The 19,340-nt window shown below is 63.3% G+C and carries 16 protein-coding genes; 11 read left to right on the forward strand and 5 right to left on the reverse strand.

Features of this window, described 5'->3' with window-relative positions:
* Positions 1 to 10 precede the first annotated feature (10 nt).
* The 5 genes from JVX98_RS29700 (at position 11) to JVX98_RS29720 (ending at position 6,927) form a co-directional block, all read left to right on the forward strand.
* Positions 11 to 934 (forward strand): ABC transporter permease, encoded by a 924-nt coding sequence (locus JVX98_RS29700; protein ID WP_043612372.1) that lies wholly within the window; start codon positions 11 to 13, stop codon positions 932 to 934.
* Positions 927 to 2,546, forward strand: coding sequence for an ABC transporter ATP-binding protein (locus JVX98_RS29705; protein ID WP_205239984.1), 1,620 nt, complete (start codon positions 927 to 929; stop codon positions 2,544 to 2,546). Before JVX98_RS29700 ends, JVX98_RS29705 begins: the two co-directional genes overlap by 8 nt.
* Before the next feature lie 28 nt (positions 2,547 to 2,574).
* On the forward strand, positions 2,575 to 3,456 hold the full coding sequence (locus tag JVX98_RS29710) for a dihydrodipicolinate synthase family protein (RefSeq protein ID WP_205239985.1): 882 nt from the start codon (positions 2,575 to 2,577) through the stop codon (positions 3,454 to 3,456).
* Positions 3,457 to 3,887: 431 nt separating this feature from the next.
* Positions 3,888 to 5,474: a Re/Si-specific NAD(P)(+) transhydrogenase subunit alpha gene (locus JVX98_RS29715; protein WP_205240075.1), complete on the forward strand. Its 1,587-nt coding sequence runs from the start codon at positions 3,888 to 3,890 to the stop codon at positions 5,472 to 5,474.
* A 19-nt stretch (positions 5,475 to 5,493) separates the two neighbouring features.
* Positions 5,494 to 6,927, forward strand: coding sequence for an NAD(P)(+) transhydrogenase (Re/Si-specific) subunit beta (locus tag JVX98_RS29720; RefSeq protein WP_205239986.1), 1,434 nt, complete (start codon positions 5,494 to 5,496; stop codon positions 6,925 to 6,927).
* Positions 6,928 to 7,072: 145 nt separating this feature from the next.
* On the opposite strand, the gene JVX98_RS29725 is transcribed toward JVX98_RS29720, so the two are convergent.
* The 3 genes from JVX98_RS29725 to JVX98_RS29735 form a co-directional block, all read right to left on the reverse strand.
* Positions 7,073 to 7,531 (reverse strand): hypothetical protein, encoded by a 459-nt coding sequence (locus JVX98_RS29725; protein ID WP_205239987.1) that lies wholly within the window; start codon positions 7,529 to 7,531, stop codon positions 7,073 to 7,075.
* 276 nt (positions 7,532 to 7,807) lie between these two features.
* On the reverse strand, positions 7,808 to 8,371 hold the full coding sequence (locus JVX98_RS29730; RefSeq protein ID WP_246765127.1) for a TetR/AcrR family transcriptional regulator: 564 nt from the start codon (positions 8,369 to 8,371) through the stop codon (positions 7,808 to 7,810).
* Positions 8,372 to 8,462: 91 nt separating this feature from the next.
* Positions 8,463 to 9,497 (reverse strand): AraC family transcriptional regulator, encoded by a 1,035-nt coding sequence (locus JVX98_RS29735; RefSeq protein WP_205239989.1) that lies wholly within the window; start codon positions 9,495 to 9,497, stop codon positions 8,463 to 8,465.
* A 222-nt stretch (positions 9,498 to 9,719) separates the two neighbouring features.
* On the opposite strand from JVX98_RS29735, the gene JVX98_RS29740 reads away from it, so the two are divergent.
* Genes JVX98_RS29740 through JVX98_RS29765 form a run of 6 tightly spaced genes read left to right on the forward strand, consistent with a single transcriptional unit; the run spans position 9,720 to position 16,052 of the window.
* Positions 9,720 to 10,526 carry a sugar phosphate isomerase/epimerase gene (locus tag JVX98_RS29740; RefSeq protein ID WP_205239990.1) on the forward strand — a complete coding sequence of 269 codons (807 nt, stop codon included), beginning with the start codon at positions 9,720 to 9,722 and terminating at the stop codon, positions 10,524 to 10,526.
* A gap of 7 nt (positions 10,527 to 10,533) precedes the next feature.
* On the forward strand, positions 10,534 to 11,382 hold the full coding sequence (locus tag JVX98_RS29745; RefSeq protein ID WP_192449167.1) for a sugar phosphate isomerase/epimerase: 849 nt from the start codon (positions 10,534 to 10,536) through the stop codon (positions 11,380 to 11,382).
* Positions 11,379 to 12,893 carry a sugar ABC transporter ATP-binding protein gene (locus JVX98_RS29750; RefSeq protein ID WP_205239991.1) on the forward strand — a complete coding sequence of 505 codons (1,515 nt, stop codon included), beginning with the start codon at positions 11,379 to 11,381 and terminating at the stop codon, positions 12,891 to 12,893. The genes JVX98_RS29745 and JVX98_RS29750 overlap by 4 nt, the downstream gene beginning before the upstream one ends.
* Positions 12,890 to 13,870 (forward strand): ABC transporter permease, encoded by a 981-nt coding sequence (locus JVX98_RS29755; RefSeq protein ID WP_205239992.1) that lies wholly within the window; start codon positions 12,890 to 12,892, stop codon positions 13,868 to 13,870. Before JVX98_RS29750 ends, JVX98_RS29755 begins: the two co-directional genes overlap by 4 nt.
* A complete protein-coding gene (locus JVX98_RS29760) occupies positions 13,867 to 14,868 on the forward strand; it encodes an ABC transporter permease (RefSeq protein ID WP_205239993.1) in 1,002 nt (333 codons plus the stop codon). The genes JVX98_RS29755 and JVX98_RS29760 overlap by 4 nt, the downstream gene beginning before the upstream one ends.
* A gap of 59 nt (positions 14,869 to 14,927) precedes the next feature.
* Entirely contained in the window at positions 14,928 to 16,052 is a 1,125-nt protein-coding gene (locus JVX98_RS29765; RefSeq protein ID WP_205239994.1) for a substrate-binding domain-containing protein, read from the forward strand.
* Positions 16,053 to 16,159: 107 nt separating this feature from the next.
* On the opposite strand, the gene pcaF is transcribed toward JVX98_RS29765, so the two are convergent.
* Together pcaF and JVX98_RS29775 are read right to left on the reverse strand one after the other, a co-directional pair.
* Entirely contained in the window at positions 16,160 to 17,362 is a 1,203-nt protein-coding gene (gene pcaF / locus JVX98_RS29770) for a 3-oxoadipyl-CoA thiolase (protein WP_205239995.1), read from the reverse strand.
* A gap of 5 nt (positions 17,363 to 17,367) precedes the next feature.
* Positions 17,368 to 19,338 carry a 3-hydroxyacyl-CoA dehydrogenase NAD-binding domain-containing protein gene (locus tag JVX98_RS29775; RefSeq protein ID WP_205239996.1) on the reverse strand — a complete coding sequence of 657 codons (1,971 nt, stop codon included), beginning with the start codon at positions 19,336 to 19,338 and terminating at the stop codon, positions 17,368 to 17,370.
* Positions 19,339 to 19,340: the final 2 nt, after the last annotated feature.

Raw genomic sequence — 19,340 nt, forward strand, 5'->3', positions numbered from 1 at the left:
GGAGGGGACCATGACCCTGCAGACCGCCGATCCCGTCATCGCCGAAGAACCGCGCTTTGCGACCCGCATGTTCCGCATGCTGCTTGCCGACAAGTTCGCGCTTTGCGCTGCGATCTTCCTGCTTTTCGTTCTTATCCTCGCAATCATCGGGCCGACCTGGCTCGGCGATCTCGCGACCAAGCAGAACCTTCGAGGCCGCAACGCCGTTCCCTTCGACTGGGAGCGCGGCTGGGTCTGGTGGATGGGCGCCGATGCCCTCGGGCGGCCGCTGCTTGCCCGCATCATCGTCGCCACCCAGAATACGCTGATGGTGGCCGCCGGTGCCGTCGCGCTTTCGGCAACCGTCGGCACCATCCTCGGCCTGGTTGCCGGCTTCTCCTCGCCGCGCGTCAATCAGATCATCATGCGGCTCGCCGACGTCATCATGTCGTTCCCGTCCCTGCTGATCGCCGTCATTGTTCTCTACATTCTCGGCTCGTCGGTCCTGAACCTCATGCTGGTGCTGGCAATCACCCGCATCCCGGTCTACCTCAGAACCACACGCGCCGAAGTGCTGGAAATCCGTGAACGCATGTTCGTGCAGGCGGCGCGCGTCATGGGCGCATCGAGTAAGCGCATCGTCTTTCGCCACATCCTGCCCGTGGTGCTGCCGACGCTGACGACGCTTGCGACCCTCGACTTCGCCTATGTGATGCTGGCCGAAAGCGCGCTTTCGTTCCTCGGGATCGGCATCCAGCCGCCGGAAATCACCTGGGGCCTGATGATCTCGCAGGGACGCCAGTACCTCACCAACGCATGGTGGCTTTCGTTCTGGCCGGGCCTTGCGATCATCCTTACCACCATGTCGCTGAACCTCTTGTCGAACTGGCTGCGCATCGCGCTCGATCCGGTACAGCGCTGGCGTCTCGAAATGAAAGGTCGCAAGAATGGCTGACCATCTCCTCGAAGTCCGCGACCTGTCGGTCGAGTTCCACACCGCGGTTGGCGTCGTGAAAGCGGTCCGCAACATCTCCTACCATCTCGACCGTGGCGAGACGCTTGCAATTCTCGGCGAGAGCGGATCCGGCAAGTCGGTCTCCTCCTCGGCGATCATGAACCTGATCGACATGCCGCCGGGGCGCATCAGTTCGGGCGAGATCCTGCTCGACGGCGTCGACCTTCTGAAAATGCCGGCGCAGGAAAGGCGCAAGGTTAACGGGCGCCGCATCGCGATGATCTTCCAGGACCCGCTGAGCCATCTCAACCCGGTCTATACCGTTGGTTGGCAGATCCGCGAGGCGCTGACCACCCACGGAACGGATGCGACGAAGGCCGCTTCCGAGGCATTGCGACTTTTGACCCGCGTCGGCATCCCCGACCCCGAACGCTCGCTGGACAAGTACCCGCACGAATTCTCCGGCGGCCAGCGCCAGCGCGTCATGATCGCCATGGCATTGGCGCTCAGACCAGACCTGTTGATCGCCGATGAGCCGACGACGGCGCTCGACGTTACCGTGCAGGCCGAGGTGCTCGCCCTGCTCGAAGAGTTGCAGCGGGAGACCGGCATGGCGGTTCTCATCATCACCCACGACCTCGGTGTGGTCGCAGAGATCGCCGATCGCGTGGTGGTGATGGAAAAAGGCGTCCTGGTCGAAGCGGGCACTGTGAGCGAGGTCTACAAGAACCCGCAGCATCCCTATACCAAGAAGCTGATTGCTGCTGCCCCCGGCAAGGGGGCGATGCATGCGCCGGCCGCCCGCGCCGAGCCTGTCCTTTCCGTTCGCGACGTGCGCAAGCGTTATGGCTCCTTCGAGGCGCTGAAGGGTCTGTCCTTCGATCTCATGCCCGGCGAGACCATGGCCGTTGTCGGAGAGAGCGGCTCGGGCAAGTCGACGCTGGCGCGCATCCTGCTTCGCCTCGATGAGCCGGATAGCGGCAGTGCTCTGTGGAAGGGCCGTGACCTCTTCACGATGTCGCCTGCGGAACTCTACAAGCTGCGCCGCGACCTGCAGATGGTTTTCCAGGATCCGACGCAATCGCTCAACCCGCGCATGACCGTCTACCAGCTCATCTCGGAGGCCTGGGTCATCCATCCGGATATCCTGCCCAAGGCGAAATGGCGCGAGCGCGTCGCCGAACTTCTGGTGCAGGTCGGTCTCGGTCCGGAACACATGGGCCGTTACCCGCATCAGTTTTCCGGCGGCCAGCGCCAGCGTATCGCCATTGCCCGCGCACTCGCACTCGAGCCGCAGCTCATCATCTGCGACGAGGCGGTCTCGGCACTTGACGTTTCGGTGCAGGCGCAGGTGATCGCGCTGCTCGACCGGCTGCGCAAGGAAATGGGCATCGCCTTCATCTTCATCGCCCACGACCTGCCGGTGGTGCGCGACTTTGCCGACCACGTCATGGTCATGCAGAAGGGCAACATCGTCGAGCTCGGCACGGTGCGCGAGGTGTTCGAGACGCCGCAACAGGATTACACGCGCGCGCTGCTCGCCGCCGGACTCGATCCCGATCCCGATGTCCAGGCAGCCCACCGCGCCGCCCGCCTTCAGCGCGCCTCGTGAGGCGTCGTCCATTGAGAGGAATACCCGCATGACCAAGAAAGCTTTCGTCGCCCTCGTAACCTGCTTCAACGAGGACGAAACCATCAACTACCAGGCGACGCGCGCCCAGGTCCGCCGCCAGGTCGCAGCCGGCAACAATATCATGTGCGCCGGAACCAACGGCGACTTCTCCGCGCTGACCTTTGAGGAAAAGGTGCGGCTGACGGAAGAGGTGGTCGACGAGGTCGGCGGTCGCGTCAAGGTGATCGTCAATGCCGGCATGCCGGCCACCTTCGAGACCGTCAAGCTCGCCCGCGAATTCGACCGGATCGGCGTCGACGGCATTGCGGTGATCACGCCGTTCTTCATCGCCTGCACCCAGGATGGCCTTATCCGCCATTTCTCGACCGTCGCCGATGCCGTGAAGACGCCCGCCTACCTCTACGATATTCCGGCCCGCACGCAGAACCATATCGAGCCCGACACGGCGCGCACGCTTGCCGGCCACGGCAACATTGCCGGCATCAAGGATTCCGGTGGCGCAAAGGAGACGTTGGAGGCCTATCTGCAGGTCGCCAAGGAGGTCGACGGTTTCGAAGTCTATTCCGGCCCTGACCACCTCGTGCTCTGGGCGTTGCAGAATGGTGCGGCCGGTTGCATCTCGGGCCTCGGAAACGCCATGCCGGATGTGCTCGCGGGCATCTTGAAGGCCTTCAATGCCGGCGATATCGTCGAAGCGCAGAAGCAGCAGGCAACCTTTGCCGCCTTTCGGACCGACCTCTATGCACTCGGCTTTGCCCCGGCGATGGTCAAGCGCGCGCTCTACCTTCAGGACGCATCCGTCGGCGCAAGCCGCCAGCCAGCTCTTCTGCCCAACAGGGAGCAGGACGAACAGATCGCCGAAATCCTGAAACGCTACCGCCTTCTCTAGCGGCTCTTCAACAGGCAGGCGAATTTGATTCGCACGACGCGGCACCTCCCCGTACCGCGTCGACGTCGGTGCGCCACGTTGCCGGTCGCCGCTCGGCGTGATCGTTTCATGAAACGGATGCGGGCTCGGACCCCTCTTGGGTGATGTTCGTCGCTTCACACACGCGATCGGCGGCCCGCTGGAGTCCATTCAGCGCCCGTTTTGCGGAGGCGTCTCCGTCTGCTTTTTGCTGACCATTCGCGCCCGATCGGCCGGCCTGGCGAAGTGCCTGGCCGATAAAAACGATTAGGGAAAACTAAAAAGCGACAAGAATGGACGGATTCGCGGCAAAGCGTACTGGACAGTACTCTCAAGGTTTGCTTGTTCTGCTGTCGCATTGTTGAGGGACAAGGCATTGCCTAGTCGGCAGGAGAGGACAGACAAGCATGGCGATTAAAATTGGCGCGCCGCGGGAGGTCACCGCAAGCGAGGCGCGCGTGGCGCTGACACCTGACAGCGCGGTGCAACTTGCGAAACTTGGCTATAGCAGCATCATCGAAACGGGTGCTGGCGTTGCGGCTGGCTTTTCCGACGATTCCTATCGCGCCGCGGGCGTCGAGGTGGCGCCGTCGGCAGAGGCGCTGTGGGGTTCGGCCGATGTGGTCGTCAAGGTACGACCGCCTGAGCCGAGTGAAGTCGCGCACCTGTCTGCGGACAAGACGCTGATCTCGTTCTTCTATCCCGGCCAGAATGCCGAACTGCTGGAGCTTGCCAAGGCGAAGGGCGCCAACGTCATCGCCATGGACATGGTGCCGCGCATCAGCCGCGCCCAGAAGATGGATGCTCTGTCGTCGATGGCCAATATCGCCGGCTATCGCGCGGTGATCGAGGCCGGCAACAATTTCGGCCGCTTCTTCACCGGCCAGGTAACGGCCGCCGGCAAGGTGCCGCCGGCAAAGGTCCTGGTGATCGGTGCCGGCGTCGCCGGTCTTGCCGCGATCGGTGTCGCCACCTCGCTCGGCGCCCAGACCTATGCCTTTGACGTGCGTCCAGAGGTCGCCGAACAGATCGAAAGCATGGGCGCCGAATTCGTCTATCTCGATTTCGCGGATGGTGAGGGGGGCAGTCAGCAGGACGGCGCTGCCACCGGCGGCTATGCGGCTCCCTCTTCGCCGGAGTTCCGCGAGAAGCAGCTTGCCAAGTTCCGCGAGCTTGCGCCGCAGATCGATATCGTCATCACCACGGCGCTGATCCCCGGTCGCGACGCGCCGAAACTCTGGCTTGCCGACATGGTGGCCGCAATGAAGCCGGGATCGGTGGTGGTCGACCTTGCCGCAGAGCGCGGCGGCAACTGCGATCTGACGGTTGCCGACCAGCGGATCGTCTCCGACAACGGCGTCGTCGTCATCGGCTATACCGATTTCCCGAGCCGCATGGCCGCGCAGGCGTCCACGCTCTATGCCACCAATATCCGCCATATGCTGACCGACCTGACGCCGGGCAAGGATGGCAAGCTCGTCCACAATATGGAGGACGACGTCATCCGTGGCGCGACCGTCACCTTCGAAGGCGCGATCACCTACCCGCCGCCACCGCCGAAGATCGCCGCGATCGCGGCGCAGAAACCCAAGGAGAAAGTGAAGGAACCGACGCCGGAGGAAAAGCGCGCCACCGAGGCCGCAGCCTTCAAGGCCCAGACGAAGAGCCAGCTGACGCTTCTCGCCGTCGGCACAGCGCTGCTGCTTTTGGTCGGCGCCTTTGCGCCGCCGGCCTTCATGAGCCACTTCGTCGTCTTCGTGCTCGCCTGCTTTGTCGGCTTCCAGGTCATCTGGAATGTCTCGCATTCGCTGCACACCCCGCTGATGGCCGTCACCAACGCGGTATCGGGCATCGTCATTCTCGGCGCGCTGCTGCAGATCGGGTCAGGCAACTGGCTGGTGGTGTTGCTTGCGGCGCTGTCGGTGTTGATCGCCACGATCAACATCGTCGGCGGCTTCCTCGTCACACGGCGCATGCTCGCCATGTTCCAGAAATCCTGATCGGGCAGGGGTAGACATTATGATGATCGGTATCGTATCGGCCGCCTACATCGCGGCAGCCGTCCTCTTCATCCTCTCGCTCGGCGGACTTTCGGGCCAGGAAAGCGCCAAGCGCGCCGTCTGGTACGGCATGACGGGCATGGCACTCGCCATTGTCGCCACGGTCTTCGGACCCGATGTCGGCAACTGGTTCATCATCGTCCTGATGATTGCCGGCGGCGCCGTGCTCGGCCACTTCGTTGCCTCCCGCGTCCAAATGACCGAGATGCCGCAGCTTGTTGCGGCCCTCCATTCCTTCGTCGGTCTCGCCGCAGTCTTCATCGGCTTCAACGCCCATATCGAGGCGGCTGATGTCGCCGGCCTCGATGCGGCGGCCCGCTCTGCATTGACCGGCTTTGCCGCGATCCTTGCCCACAAGGAACCGGTGGAACTGTCGATCATGAAGGTCGAGGTGTTCCTCGGCGTCTTCATCGGCGCCGTCACCTTCACCGGCTCCGTCATCGCCTTCGGCAAGCTTGCCGGCAAGGTCGACGGCAAGGCAAAGAAGCTGCCGGGCGGTCACCTGCTCAACGCCGGTGCTGCTCTTCTCTCGCTCGTGCTGCTGGTGCTCTACGTCAATGGTGCCGGCACCTGGACGCTGCTTGTCATGACGCTCGCCGCCTTCTTCATCGGCTATCACCTGATCATGGGCATCGGCGGCGCCGACATGCCGGTGGTGGTGTCGATGCTGAACAGCTATTCCGGCTGGGCTGCCGCCGCGATCGGATTCACGCTCGGCAACGACCTTCTGATCGTCACCGGTGCGCTGGTCGGCTCCTCGGGTGCGATCCTCTCCTACATCATGTGCAAGGCGATGAACCGCTCTTTCGTCTCGGTCATTCTCGGTGGTTTCGGCGCCACCACGGGGCCGGCGATGGAAATCACTGGCGAGCAGATCGCCATTGATGCCGATGGTGTGGCCGCTGCCCTCAACGACGCCGACAGCGTCATCATCGTGCCGGGCTACGGCATGGCGGTGGCGCAGGCGCAGCAGTCGGTCTCCGAGCTTACCCGCAAGCTGCGGGCGGCCGGCAAGAACGTCCGCTTCGCCATTCATCCGGTCGCCGGCCGTCTGCCGGGCCACATGAACGTACTCTTGGCCGAGGCGAAGGTTCCCTACGACATCGTGCTCGAGATGGACGAGATCAACGAGGACTTCCACGAAACCGATGTCGTCATCGTCATCGGCTCAAACGACATCGTCAATCCGGCCGCCCAGGAAGACCCGAACTCCCCGATCGCCGGCATGCCGGTGCTCGAAGTCTGGAAGGCCAAGCAGGTATTCGTCTCCAAGCGCGGCCAGGGTACCGGTTACTCCGGCATCGAGAACCCGCTGTTCTACAAGGACAACACCCGCATGTTCTACGGAGACGCCAAGAAGAGCATCGACCAGCTGCTGCCGGCACTGGCGTGACGACACCCTGAAACGGAAACTCACCGCCCTTCATACCGGGGCGGTGAGTTCAAATCCGTTGATGAAAGACTGGCGCGGTGTAGCCGCCGGCGCTTGGGTCGCCTCGCAATGGCCGTGCAACGCTGTTGCGCCCGCCGGCGTCGCCCTAGGCGCCGAAAATGCCGGCTAGGTCGGGTTTGACGACCATCAGCGCTATGACCAGAGCGAAAAGTAAGATCGATGCCAGGCGGCCGCACAGGGCGCGCTTGTTTCGAAGAAGCGCTCGGACTTCGATTGTGTCGATCGCGCCTTGAAGGGCTGGTTGCACCTGTGCCTCCCATGGCCGTACGAACCTGCTTTCGACAACCATCAAGGTGGCGATCAGGGTGAATGACACCAGTAGCCAGGGTGTCGATAGCGGCCACCCGCCCAAGACGATGAGCCCAATGCCTCCGGCAATCCCTATCCCCGTGAGCAGGCCCGCAATCCTGTTGGCGGTCAGCGCCAATTTCCCAGCGCCTATTTGCCCTCGCGAGGCAGTAATGAAAAGCAGCTCCCGTGCTGCAAACAGCAGAAATGCCGTGCCCATGGCCGCGGCATGAATCATCACGACGTGTGCGTACATCTTCCTGTTACCTTGGTCTGGGGCTTCGAGAAGCGGTTGCTTGACCGCTCGTTTGGCATTCGATGTCGAAACGAGGCTGGTTGTCGGAACGGCGGCGTGCAGACAAATTGTGAGCGATTGCTCGCAAAAATCTACTCGCGTTCGGGAAGCTGTCTAAGCGGGCGCTACCCCTCCAAATTTCCCCGGCAATTCATGCAGTTGGCCGCAGGCGTTCACGGAGCGGCGTCACGTTACCAAGACCCTGCTCGCATCTTGGATGTCTGGACCCGGAGGACGTTACTTCAGGTAGCGCGTGATCAGCGTCGTCACTTCGTTGATGAAGGCGTCGACGTTCCCATCGTTTAGCTTATCTGGACTGCCGACGACGGCGCCGTGCGTCAGCGCTTCCGTGCAACTGACGCAGATGTAAGCGGCCAGGTCCAGATCCACCGGCCGCAGTTCTGCCTTGTGCAATTCGAGATACGCCCTGATCAGCCCGTAGAACTCTCTGTCAAAGCCGTCGATCGTGCCAATCCGTCCCGCACGTGGCGTTTCCTCGACCAGCACCCGATGAAGGTCCGGGTCCACACGATGCGCATCGATCATCGTCTTGACCAGTTCGCGCACTGCATTGTCGAGCGGTAGCGTCGCCACCTTTGCGAGGGTACCCCGCAAGACATCGACCATCTCGCCCTTATGCCGTTCTATGACGGCAACGACGAGCGCTTCCTTGCTCGGAAAATATTGATAGAGGGAGCCGATGCTGACGCCGGCCTCCTCGGCAATGCGATTTGTGTTTGCGCGTTCAAATCCTTCCTTGATCAGGACACGCGCCGTCGCTTCCACCAGCGCCTCGATCATCGCTCGCGAGCGTTGCTGCGAAGCGGCCTTTCGGGGCGTCAGGAGAGCTTTCTTGTCCATTCGGCTTTGATCCGGTCGCGGCGGCTCACTTTCAGTTGGCGATCGATAGCGACTGACGCGGCGTTTCCATCGGCGAGAAGCCGAAGCGCTTCTTGTAGCAGGTGGCAAAATACTGGCTCGATGAAAAGCCGCAATCAAAGGCGATATTGGTGACCGAATGCGCGCCGCTTTCGAGAAGCTGCCGTGCGGCGTTGAGCCGGAGCGCCTGGAGGTAGCGGACCGGCGTCATGTTGGTCAGCGCCTGGCAATGCTGCGAAAATTGCGTGCGGGAAAGATTACACTCTGCCGCCATGTTCTCGAGCGTCCACTCCTCGTCGAGCGCGTGACGCAGCCGTTTCAAAAAGATCTCGACCGTGCGTTTCGAGCTTGCGAGAGCAAGATCCAGCACCGGTGCCTGGCTTTCCAGCATCTGGCGGAATTGCAGTAGCATCATCGAAATCAAAAGGCGCAGATGTGCTTCGCCACCGTCGATATCGCCGCCTGCCACCACCTCGTGGATATCGAGGAAGGTGCGGGCGGCCTCGCGCGAGGCGTTGTAGGAAATCTGTTCGTTCTTCGACAGAAGTTCGCTCAGGCGCTTTCGGTCGCGCTCGGGCCAGCCGATCCAGTCGGGCCACAGCCAGGTTTCGTGCGGGCGGCGCACGCCCATATCCATGAGCACCCAGATGATGTGGCTGGCGCCGACATTGGGATCGCCGAGCGCGTGCAACTGCCAGGGTCGCACGACGAACATCTGGCCTTCCTTGATCGTCGTCCTGCGGCCATCCATGGTGATCGTCAATGAGCCGCGCGCCAGATAGGCGATCTTGACCCCTTCGTTGCAATGTTCGCGCAGGCCCCAATCCTGCGGGGTCGTCGCATCCCAACCGCCGACGGAGCAGACCTGCGGCAGCGCCGCGCCGAGATCGATGCCGGGATAGCCGCGCCGCGTCCAGGCGTTGAGCGACACCTGGCCCGCAAGCGAGGCCTTCATCAGGTCCTGGCAGTTGCCGGCATAGAGCAGGGCGCCCGGCTCGCGGAAGACCGCAGGCCGATTGACGGCCCGTTCGTTGCTGCTCCTCGTCATGCTGCTCCCCCGCAGATGTATAAAATTTACCAGTCGTCTATTTCGAACGCCGGCAGCGATTTATTGCGCAATGCTTGGGCATCATCAAGCGACATTTTGGAGGCGCTGGTGATTTGCCGTTGAAACTCAATGGCATGGAGGGGAATTTGGAGGATTTTGCCGGTGCGGATAGGCTTCCACACGGACGCGTTCAACTCGGCCTATTGGTCGTTTGAAAAATGCTTGCAATGGGCAAGCGACAACGATTTGCACTTCATCGAATGCGGCCTGATCGACGGCGTGAGCTGGATCCACGGACTGGGTTACCAACCGCATGTCGCGCTCTACGAGGATCCCGTCCTCTTGCGTCGCAAGATGGAGCGCTACGGCGTGTGCTTTTCGCAGGTCGATGCGGCCTATCCGCTGTCTGGCGAGGACGGGCCGCTTAGAGGTGTGCCCTATGTGCTGAAGTCGATTGCCTGGGCAGCGCAGGCCGGCAGCCCCTGTGTCGACACGACGGACGGGCTCCACATGCCGCCCGGACTGACCGAAGAAGAGTCGATGGCGCTGATGAAGCGTAGCTACGAAAAGATCGTCGAAGTCGCCGAAGCACACGAGATCGTCGTCAACATCGAGCCCCATGGTCATTTCACGACGCGTCCGGAATTCATGGAGCGCATGCTCGCCTTTGCAGACAGCAAGTGGCTGCGCATGAACATGGACACCGGCAACACGTTCATCGCCGGGCAGGAACCGCCGCAGTTTCTGTCGCGGTTCATCGACAGGGTGTCCCATGTCCATCTGAAGGACGTGTCGCCGTCGCTGGCAGCGGCCGCCCGCGGCGGACAAACCGGGATCGCGGTCAGCCATTGCGCGCTCGGCGATGGCGTCAATGCCGAGAACATCAAGGCTTGCCTCGCCACGCTTCGCGACCATGGCTACGACGGTGTGCTCAGCCTCGAATGTGAAGGCGCCGCTGGCCCGATGATCGAAACGTCACTGGCCTGGATCCGCGCGACCTGTCGCGATCTCGGCATATCTTTGAATTGAGCGCCCCATGAAGCTTGGTATCAATCTCCTTTGCCTGACCGATTTCGTCGAGGAGAGGCATCTCGGCAACATCGGCCGGTTGCGCGATCTCGGTTATGACGGCGTCGAAGTGCCGGTTCTGTCGGGCAAGGTAAGTCATTACGAACGCCTGGGCCGCGAACTGGACGGGCTCGGCCTTGGTCGGTCCACCACATCGATCGTCCCGACGCCTGAGGCAAGCCCCGTCAGTTGCGATGCCGACGTGCGGGCGCGCGGGCGCGCCCATCTCGACTGGGCGCTTGACTGCGCCATCGCCCTTGGCGCCGAAAGCATGGGTGGGCCGTTTCACGCGCCGATCGGCTTCTTCACCGGCCGGGGCGCCAGCGAAGACGAGCTGAAACACGGGGCCGACGCGCATCATGCACTCGCGGAGCGGGCGGCGGCCAACGGCATGCATTTGAGCCTCGAGCCACTCAATCGTTTCGAGACCTATTTTCTCAACACGATGGAGCAGGCGCGTGCCTATGTGGATCGCGTGGCACATCCTGCCTTCAAGATCATGTACGACACCTTCCATGCCAATGTGGAGGAGCGGCGGCCGGAGGCGGCGATCCGGCTGATCGGCCAGGATATCGGTGTCTTCCATGTCTCCGAGAACGATCGCGGCATACCCGGGCGCGGGCATATCGACTTTGCCGCGATGTTCACGGTGTTGAAGGAGATCGGCTATGACGGTTGGCTGACGCTTGAGGCATTCGGCGCCGGGCTGCCGGCGATCGCGACGGCGACCCGCGTCTGGCGGCCGCTGTTTCCCGATTTCGATACGCTCTTTTCCGAGAGCGCGACATTCATCCGCAAGACATGGGCTGCAGCATGAACACTCAACATCCCGCCATCGAGATGCGCGGTATCACCAAGAGTTTCCCCGGCGTCAAGGCGTTGAAAAGCGTCAGCTTCTCCGCGCATTGTGGGGAGGTTCATGCGCTGGCGGGCGAGAACGGCGCCGGCAAGTCGACGCTGATGAAGATCCTCTCCGGCATCTATCGGCCGGACACAGGCGCGGTCGTCGTGAACGGCGAAGAACGGCATTTCACGCATCCGCTGGCGGCGATCCGGGCGGGCATTGCCGTCATTTATCAGGAATTCTCCCTGCTGCCCGAGCGAACCGTCGCACAGAACATCTTCCTTGGCCGCGAGCCGACGCGTCGCGGTCTGATCGACCACAGGGCGATGAACGACGAAGCGCGGCGCGTGCTTGCGCTGTTCGGCTCGGCGCACCGGATCGAGCCGAGCACTGTGGTCGCCGACCTCGACGTCGCCAGCCAGCAACTGGTCGAGATCGCCAAGGCGGTGTCGCTCGAGGCAAAGGTGATCGTGATGGACGAGCCGACGGCAGCGCTGAACGAGGCCGAATGCGAGGTGCTCTTCGGTCTCGTCGACACGTTGAAGGAGAGCGGTGTGGCGATCGTCTATATTACCCACCGCATGCCTGAAATCACGCGGTTGGCCAATCGTGTGACCGTTCTCAAGGATGGCGAGGTGGCGGTTTGCTTCGACCATGTACCTGAGCCGGAGGCGATCGTGCGGGCGATGGTCGGCCGCGACCTTGGCGATTTCTATGCGGAGCCGGCCGCACCGCAGGAGATCGGCGACGTCGTGCTCTGCGTCAGCAATGCCGGAAACGACCGGCTGAAAAACGTGTCCTTCGAGCTGCGCGCCGGTGAGATCGTCGGCTTTTCCGGCTTGCAAGGGGCAGGGCGCGTTGCGCTCGCGCAGGCGATATTCGGCCTTTCTCCCTTCACCGAGGGCGAGATCACCCTTGCCGGTAAGCCGGCGCGGTTTGCCAGTCCGCGCGAGGCGATCCACGCCGGGGTCGGGCTGCTACCGGGCGATCGCAAGGCCGAAGCGCTGGTGTTGATGCAATCGGTCGTCGACAACGGGATGCTGACGTCCCGCGCGCTCTCCTCCCTTTCCGGCAATGCCAATGCGACGTCATTCGCCTCGACGGAAGCGATGGAAAAGCTGCTGCGTGAACTCGACGTGCGTGCCGGCAGCTTTGCCCAGGACATCAAGGCGCTGTCGGGGGGCAACCAGCAGAAAGCCATCGTCGCGCGCTGGCTGGCGCTGGCGCCCCGGCTGTTGATCTTCATCGAGCCGACACGCGGGATCGACGTCAATGCCAAGGCCGGGATCTACCACCTGATGCGCGATCTCGCGCGCAAGGGCACGGCCATCATGATGGTCTCGTCCGATCTTCCGGAGGTTCTCGGCGTATCCGACCGCGTCCTTGTGATGCGGAATGGCGAACTCGTCGCGGCGTTTTCGCGTGGGGTCAGTGAGGCCGACGTGATGTTGGCGGCAACTGGCGAGGAGGCGGTGGCAGCATGAACAAGGCAAGTCTCATCCGACGTCCGGCCTGGCGCATGGAACACTACGCGCCGGCGCTGCTGCTCGGGCTGGCCGTCCTCATCTATGTCGCGATTGCGCTCAGCCTAGGCCTTACACGCTTCCTGACGCCGGAGGCGACCGTCTCCATCCTCAACCGGTCCATCGCGCTCGGCATCACCGCCGTCGGGCAGACCTTCACCATCCTGGTCGGTTCGATCGACCTGTCGGTGGCCCATCTCATCTCGGCCTCGGCCGTGGTGTCCTCAGCGATCATGAACGGCGATCCGGCGATGATGGTGCCGGCGGTTGTTGCGGTGCTCGTCATGGGGGCGGTGGTCGGCACGCTCAACGGGCTCCTGATCACCCGCCTCGACGTCAACCCGCTGATCGCGACGCTCGGCATGGCACTGATCATTCAGGGCTGTCTTGCCTCCTTTCATGGCCGGTTCGGCGGTTCGGTGCCGGATGCGTTCCAGTATTTTGCCTATGGCGAGGTGCTCGGGCTACCGGTCAGCCTGATCGTCCTGGCGCTGCTCGTCCTTGGCGCATGGATCGTGCTGCGCTTCACGCGCTTCGGCTCCAACATCTATTCGGTTGGGGGCAACCGCGACACGGCGCGCGCCGCTGGCATCAATACGACGCGGGTCGTGATGGCGAGCCACATCATCTGCAGCCTTTGCGCAGCGCTCGCCGGCCTCTACCTGGCCAGCCGCCTCAAATCCGGCTCGCCCTGGATCGGCACGGAGGGCGCTTACGATCTGGAATCGATCGCCGTCGTCGTCATCGGCGGCACGATCCTTGCCGGCGGCAAAGGTGGGATCTGGGGCACGGTCGCCGGCGTGATCATCTTCTCGCTGATCGATTCCATCTTCAATCTCGCCGGCATCGACGCCTTCGCCAAGCAGGTGATGCGCGGCATCATCATCGTCGCCGCCGTCGCCTTCTACGCAGTCCGTTCAAAGAGGATAGTGGCATGATCCAGGAAACCGTCGGCTCCGCAAAGACGCGCGGCGTGGCAAGCGTTGGGCGGCTGCCGAAGATCAATCCCGTCTTCTTCGTGCTGGCAGCCCTTCTCGTTGCCATCACGTTTTCGAACCCGAACTTCATCGAGCCCACCGGCTACATGAATTTCCTGAAGCGTGCCGCTCCTCTCGCCATCCTCGCGGCCGGCCAGATCTACGTCATCGTGTCCGGCGGCTTTGACTTATCCGCAGGCTCGCTCATCACGCTGACGGTTGTCGGCTCGTCGATGCTGCTCGACAACAGCGCCGATGCGACCTGGTGGGTGATTGCGGTCATGTATGCGGTGGGGCTTGCCGTCGGCGTGGTCAACGGCATGGTCGTTTCCTACCTCCGGGTGCCGTCATTGATCGCGACGCTCGGCATGATGATCACGCTCAACGGTGCTGCCTTCATGTGGTCGAGCGGTTCGCCGCGCGGCTATCTGCCGGAGACGTTCCGCTTCTTCGGGCGCGCCAGCCTTCAGGGCATTCCGCTCATCCAGTTCGTGCCGGTCGCATTGCTGGTGCTATTGGTCGTCGGCTCCGTTCTGTTCTGGCTGATGCATCGCACCAATCTCGGGCGCATGCTGCACGCGCTCGGCGACAATCCGCGGGCGGCGCAGATGTCGGGTGTGCCGATCGTGAGGGTGCGCATCATCGCTTTTGTCGCCTCGTCGCTGAGCGCGGTGACGGCCGGCATCCTGCTCGGTGGATTTGCAGGCGTATCGACCGATGTCGGTGTCGGCTACGAGCTTCAGGCGATCACCGCCTGCGTCATCGGCGGCGCGCAGCTTCTCGGCGGCCGCGGCTCCGTTTCGGCCTCGATTGCAGGCGCGCTGACGCTGACCGCCATCTTCACGCTGCTCAATTTCATCGGACTGCCGAAGCCGACGCGCGATGTCGTCCAGGGCCTGATCCTGATCGCCGCAGTCGTGCTTGCCACCTACCGGCGCAACCGCGTCGCCGGGACCTGATTTCGCCGGCCTCAAGCCGTCGGGAGGAACTGAAAAATCATGATCAATGGGAGTGAGACATGAAAAGATTGCTGACCGCCGCCCTTTCGGCGGCACTCGTCGCCGGCACGGCGCATAGCCAACAACTGAACTTCGACGATACCGCCGAGTTCGACAGGCAACGGACGCTGCTGACGGCCAAGGCCAATGGCCCGGAAGGGGAGCCCTGGGAGCAGTACTACGGCGACCAGATGGCCGACACCGCAAAATACAAGAAGCCAGGTCCCTACACGATCTGCTTCTCGAACGCCGGCGTGAACAATGCCTGGCGGGTAACCGGCTGGACGAACATGCAGGCCGAAGTGAAGCTCCATCCGGAGATCAAGGAGCTTATTCACGTCGATGCCGAAGGGTCCGACGACAAGCAGATCGCCGACATCGACGACCTCATCAATGGCGGCAAGTGCTCGGCCCTGATCGTCTCGCCGAATACGACCGCAGCCCTGACGCCGGCGGTCGAAAAAGCCTGTGCCAAGTTGCCGGTGATCGTCTTTGACCGCGGCGTCAACACCAAGTGCCCGGTCACCTTCATCCATCCGGTCGGCGGTTACGGCTTCGGTATCCAGGCAGGCGAGTTCGTGGCGGCCACGGCACCGGCGGGGGCCGACGTCCTGATGCTCCGGATCGTACCGGGTGTCGATGTGCTCGAGACCCGCGCGTCCGCGGCCAAGCGCATTTTCAAGGAGACTGGCCTGAACGTCATCGGCGAGGAATTCACCGAGGGCGACAATGCCAAGACCAAGTCGATCGTCGAAGACTACCTGCAACGCGGCAAGATCGATGCGATCTGGATGGATGCGGGGGCGACGGCGGTTGCAGCCCTCGAAGCCTTCGAGGATGCCGGCCTGCCGCCTCCGATCATTACCGGCGAGGACCAGCAGGACTTCCTGGTCAAGTGGAAGTCGGAAGGCTTCAAGGCGATAGCGCCGACCTATCCGACCTACCAATGGCGCACGCCGATCATCGCGGCAGTGAAGGTGCTGCAGGGAGAGGCCGTGCCCGGCCCGGAATGGGTCATGCCGCAGCCGGCGATCACAGCAGAAACGCTCGACCAGTATGTCGATGCCAAGATGCCGCCGCTGCATCACGCCATGTGCGGCTGCGAGAAGCTGCCGGATTATCCCGCCGCCTGGGGTGGAAAGTAGGCTTGGAGACCGAGCCGCTTGCGGCTCGGTCTTAACTCCTCAGCTGAGTAGCCCGGCTTTCTCATCGTTTTGGGCGGCCTTCGGCTGACGACCGAAACGTCCAATCGCTACGGCCGTGACAACAGCATCGAAATGCCCTGTCCGACGCCGATGCACATGGTGGCAATCGCACGCTTCGAACCCTGCGCCTCAAGCTCCAGGGCCGCGGTGAGGGCCAGACGCGCGCCGGACATGCCGAGCGGATGGCCGAGCGCGATGGCGCCGCCGTTCGGATTGACGTGGGGCGCATCGTCGGCCAGTCCAAGCTGCCGCATGCAGGCGAGCGCCTGTGCGGCAAAGGCTTCGTTCAACTCGACGATATCGATGTCGCCGATGCCGAGACCAAAACGCTCCAGCAGCTTTCGCGTCGAAAAGACCGGGCCGATGCCCATGATGCGCGGCGCGACACCGGCCGTTGCCATGCCGTCGACGCGGGCCAACGGCTGAAGTCCGTAACGCTCGACTGCGCCGGCCGAGGTGAGAATGAGCGCGGCAGCACCGTCGTTGACGCCGGAAGCATTGCCGGCGGTCACCGTGCCATTGGTGCGGAAGGGCGTCTGCAGGCTGCCGAGCTTTTCGATCGTCGTCTCGCGGGGATGCTCGTCCTGTTCGACCCATGTCGTCTCGCCCTTGCGTCCTTTGATCGCATAAGGAGCGATCTCGCCGGCAAGACGTCCACTCTTTTGCGCAGCCGCCGCGCGCGCCTGGCTGCGCAGCGCAAAGACGTCCTGGTCTTCGCGCGAAATGGAAAACTCGGCGGCGACGTTTTCGGCGGTCTCCGGCATCGAGTCGATGCCGTATTGGTTCTTCATTCCCGGATTGACGAAGCGCCAGCCGATGGTGGTGTCGTGGATCTCGGTGTTGCGCTGGAACGGACTTTCCGCCTTCGGCATGACGAAGGGCGCACGCGACATGCTTTCGACGCCGCCGGCGACCATGATCTCGGCTTCGCCCAGCCTGATCGCGCGGGCAGCGTAACCGACAGCGTCCAGACCAGAACCACAGAGCCGGTTGATCGTCGTTCCGGCAACCGTCTGCGGTAGCCCGGCGAGCAAGGCGGCCATGCGGGCGACGTTGCGATTGTCCTCGCCGGCCTGGTTGGCACAGCCAAGCACGACTTCGTCGATCGCTTCGGCCGGAACGGATGAAACGCGCGCCAACGCCTCGCGGATAACATGCGCTGCCAGATCGTCCGGGCGGGCGCTCGACAGCGCACCGCCGTAGCGGCCGATCGGCGTGCGGACGCCGCCGACGATATAGGCTTCAGCCATGAGATTTATCCTTTGCTTTGCCCGGCGGCGAACATCGGCCCACCCTTGTGCGCGGGAAATCCGTAGCCGTTGATCATCACCAGATCGATGTCGCCGGGACGCGCGGCAATGCCTTCGGCGAGCAGCGCGTTACCTTCGTCGTGCATGGCGTCCAGAAGCCGGCTCATGATCTCGTCGGAACTAAAGGCGCGCGGCGTGATGCCCTTGGCTGCCCGCGCCGCCTCTATCACCGCCGTGACATCAGGATCGACGGTGCGCTTACCATCGGGATAGGCGTACCAGCCGCGACCACTCTTGCGACCGAGACGGCCGGCCTCGCAGAGCCTGTCGGCGATTTCGACATAGCGTGCGGCAGGATCGCGGGTCGCGGCCTGTCGCTTGCGCCGTGCCCAGGCGATCTCGAGCCCGGCCATATCGTTGACGGCGAAGATGCCCATCGGAAAACCATAGGCCTCGAGCGCGGCGTCGATCTCGTGCGGGAGTGCTCCATCCTCGAGCATGAACTCTGCTTCGCGGCGATAGGCCGAGAAGATGCGGTTGCCGATGAAGCCTTCGGTGACGCCGGTTACGACCGGCAGCTTGCCGAGGCGTTTGACGAAGGCAAGTGCCGTTGCCAGCACGTCCGGCGCCGTCTCGGCACAATCGACGACTTCGACGAGCCGCATCACGTTGGCGGGAGAAAAGAAATGCAGGCCCACAACACGCGAGGGATCGGCCGTCGTCGCCGCGATCGCATCGGGGACGAGATAGCTGGTGTTGGTCGCGAGAATGGCGCCAGGCGCAACGATGTCGTCGAGCTTCTGAAACAGCTCCGTCTTGACCATGAGGTCGTCGAACACCGCTTCGATGACGAGTTCGGCCTTCGCGAGTTCCGCCGCTTTCGCCGTCGTCTGCAGTCGCGCCAGGCATTCGTCGCGTCCATCAGCAGTCAGTCGTCCGCTGCGCACGGTCTTCTCCAGCGTCTCGGCGATGCGCGCCCGCCCGCCGGCGGCCGCTTCCTCCGTCTGCTCCATCGCGATCACACCGTAGCCGGACGTCAGGGCCGAGACGGCGATGCCGGACCCCATCAGCCCAGTGCCGACCACGCCGACAGTCACGATCGGCCGAGGCGAAACCTTGTCAAGTCCCTCGACCTTGCCGGCGGCGCGCTCGGCAAAGAACACATGCCTGAGGGCTGCTGACTCGGCGGAATCGCGAAGCCTTAAGAAGGTCGCGCGTTCCTCAGCCAGTCCCTGTTTCAGATCGAGTTCGCCGGCTGCCTTGATGAGGCGAACGGCTTCAGTGGGCGCGGCCTGGCCACGAGCTCGCGCCAGAACCTTCGCTTCCACCGCGCCGACGGCTTCGCCGTCCGCAGGCAGAACCGCGATCATGCCGGTCCGACGAAGCGGCTTGCCGGCCTGTTCCTTTGCGAAAGCCAGCGCAGCAGCGACGGGATCGGCGGCAAGGCTGTCGGCAAGCCCAAGTCTCACAGCTTCGGCGCCCTTGACGGCACGCCCGGTTCCGATGAGTTCGATCGCCGCGACCATGCCGATCAAGCGCGGCAGACGTTGCGTCCCGCCGGCGCCCGGGACAAGGCCGAGCTTGACTTCGGGCAGGCCGAACGATGCCTTCTCGCCGGCGATGCGGCCGTGGCAGGCAAGCGCTACCTCGCAGCCACCGCCAAGGGCGGCGCCGTTGACAGCGGCGATGACAGGCTTGCCGAAGGTCTCGATGCGCTCGATCACCTCGGGAAGGATCGGTTCGATCGGCGGCTTGCCGAACTCCCTGATATCGGCGCCGCCGATGAAGGTGTTGCCGGCACCGGTGATGACGAGACCCGCAATCGCCGGCTGCTCGGCAACATGATCGAGCGCCGCCGTCAGGCCGGACCGGACATGCGCGGAGAGCGCATTGACCGGCGGGTTGTCGATGGTAGCGACCAGAACATCGCCTTCGAGTCGGGCGGACACGCTTTCGGAAAATCGGATATCGGCCATGC

It is taken from the genome of Ensifer sp. PDNC004 (assembly GCF_016919405.1).
In the GTDB taxonomy this organism is placed as follows: Bacteria; Pseudomonadota; Alphaproteobacteria; order Rhizobiales; family Rhizobiaceae; genus Ensifer.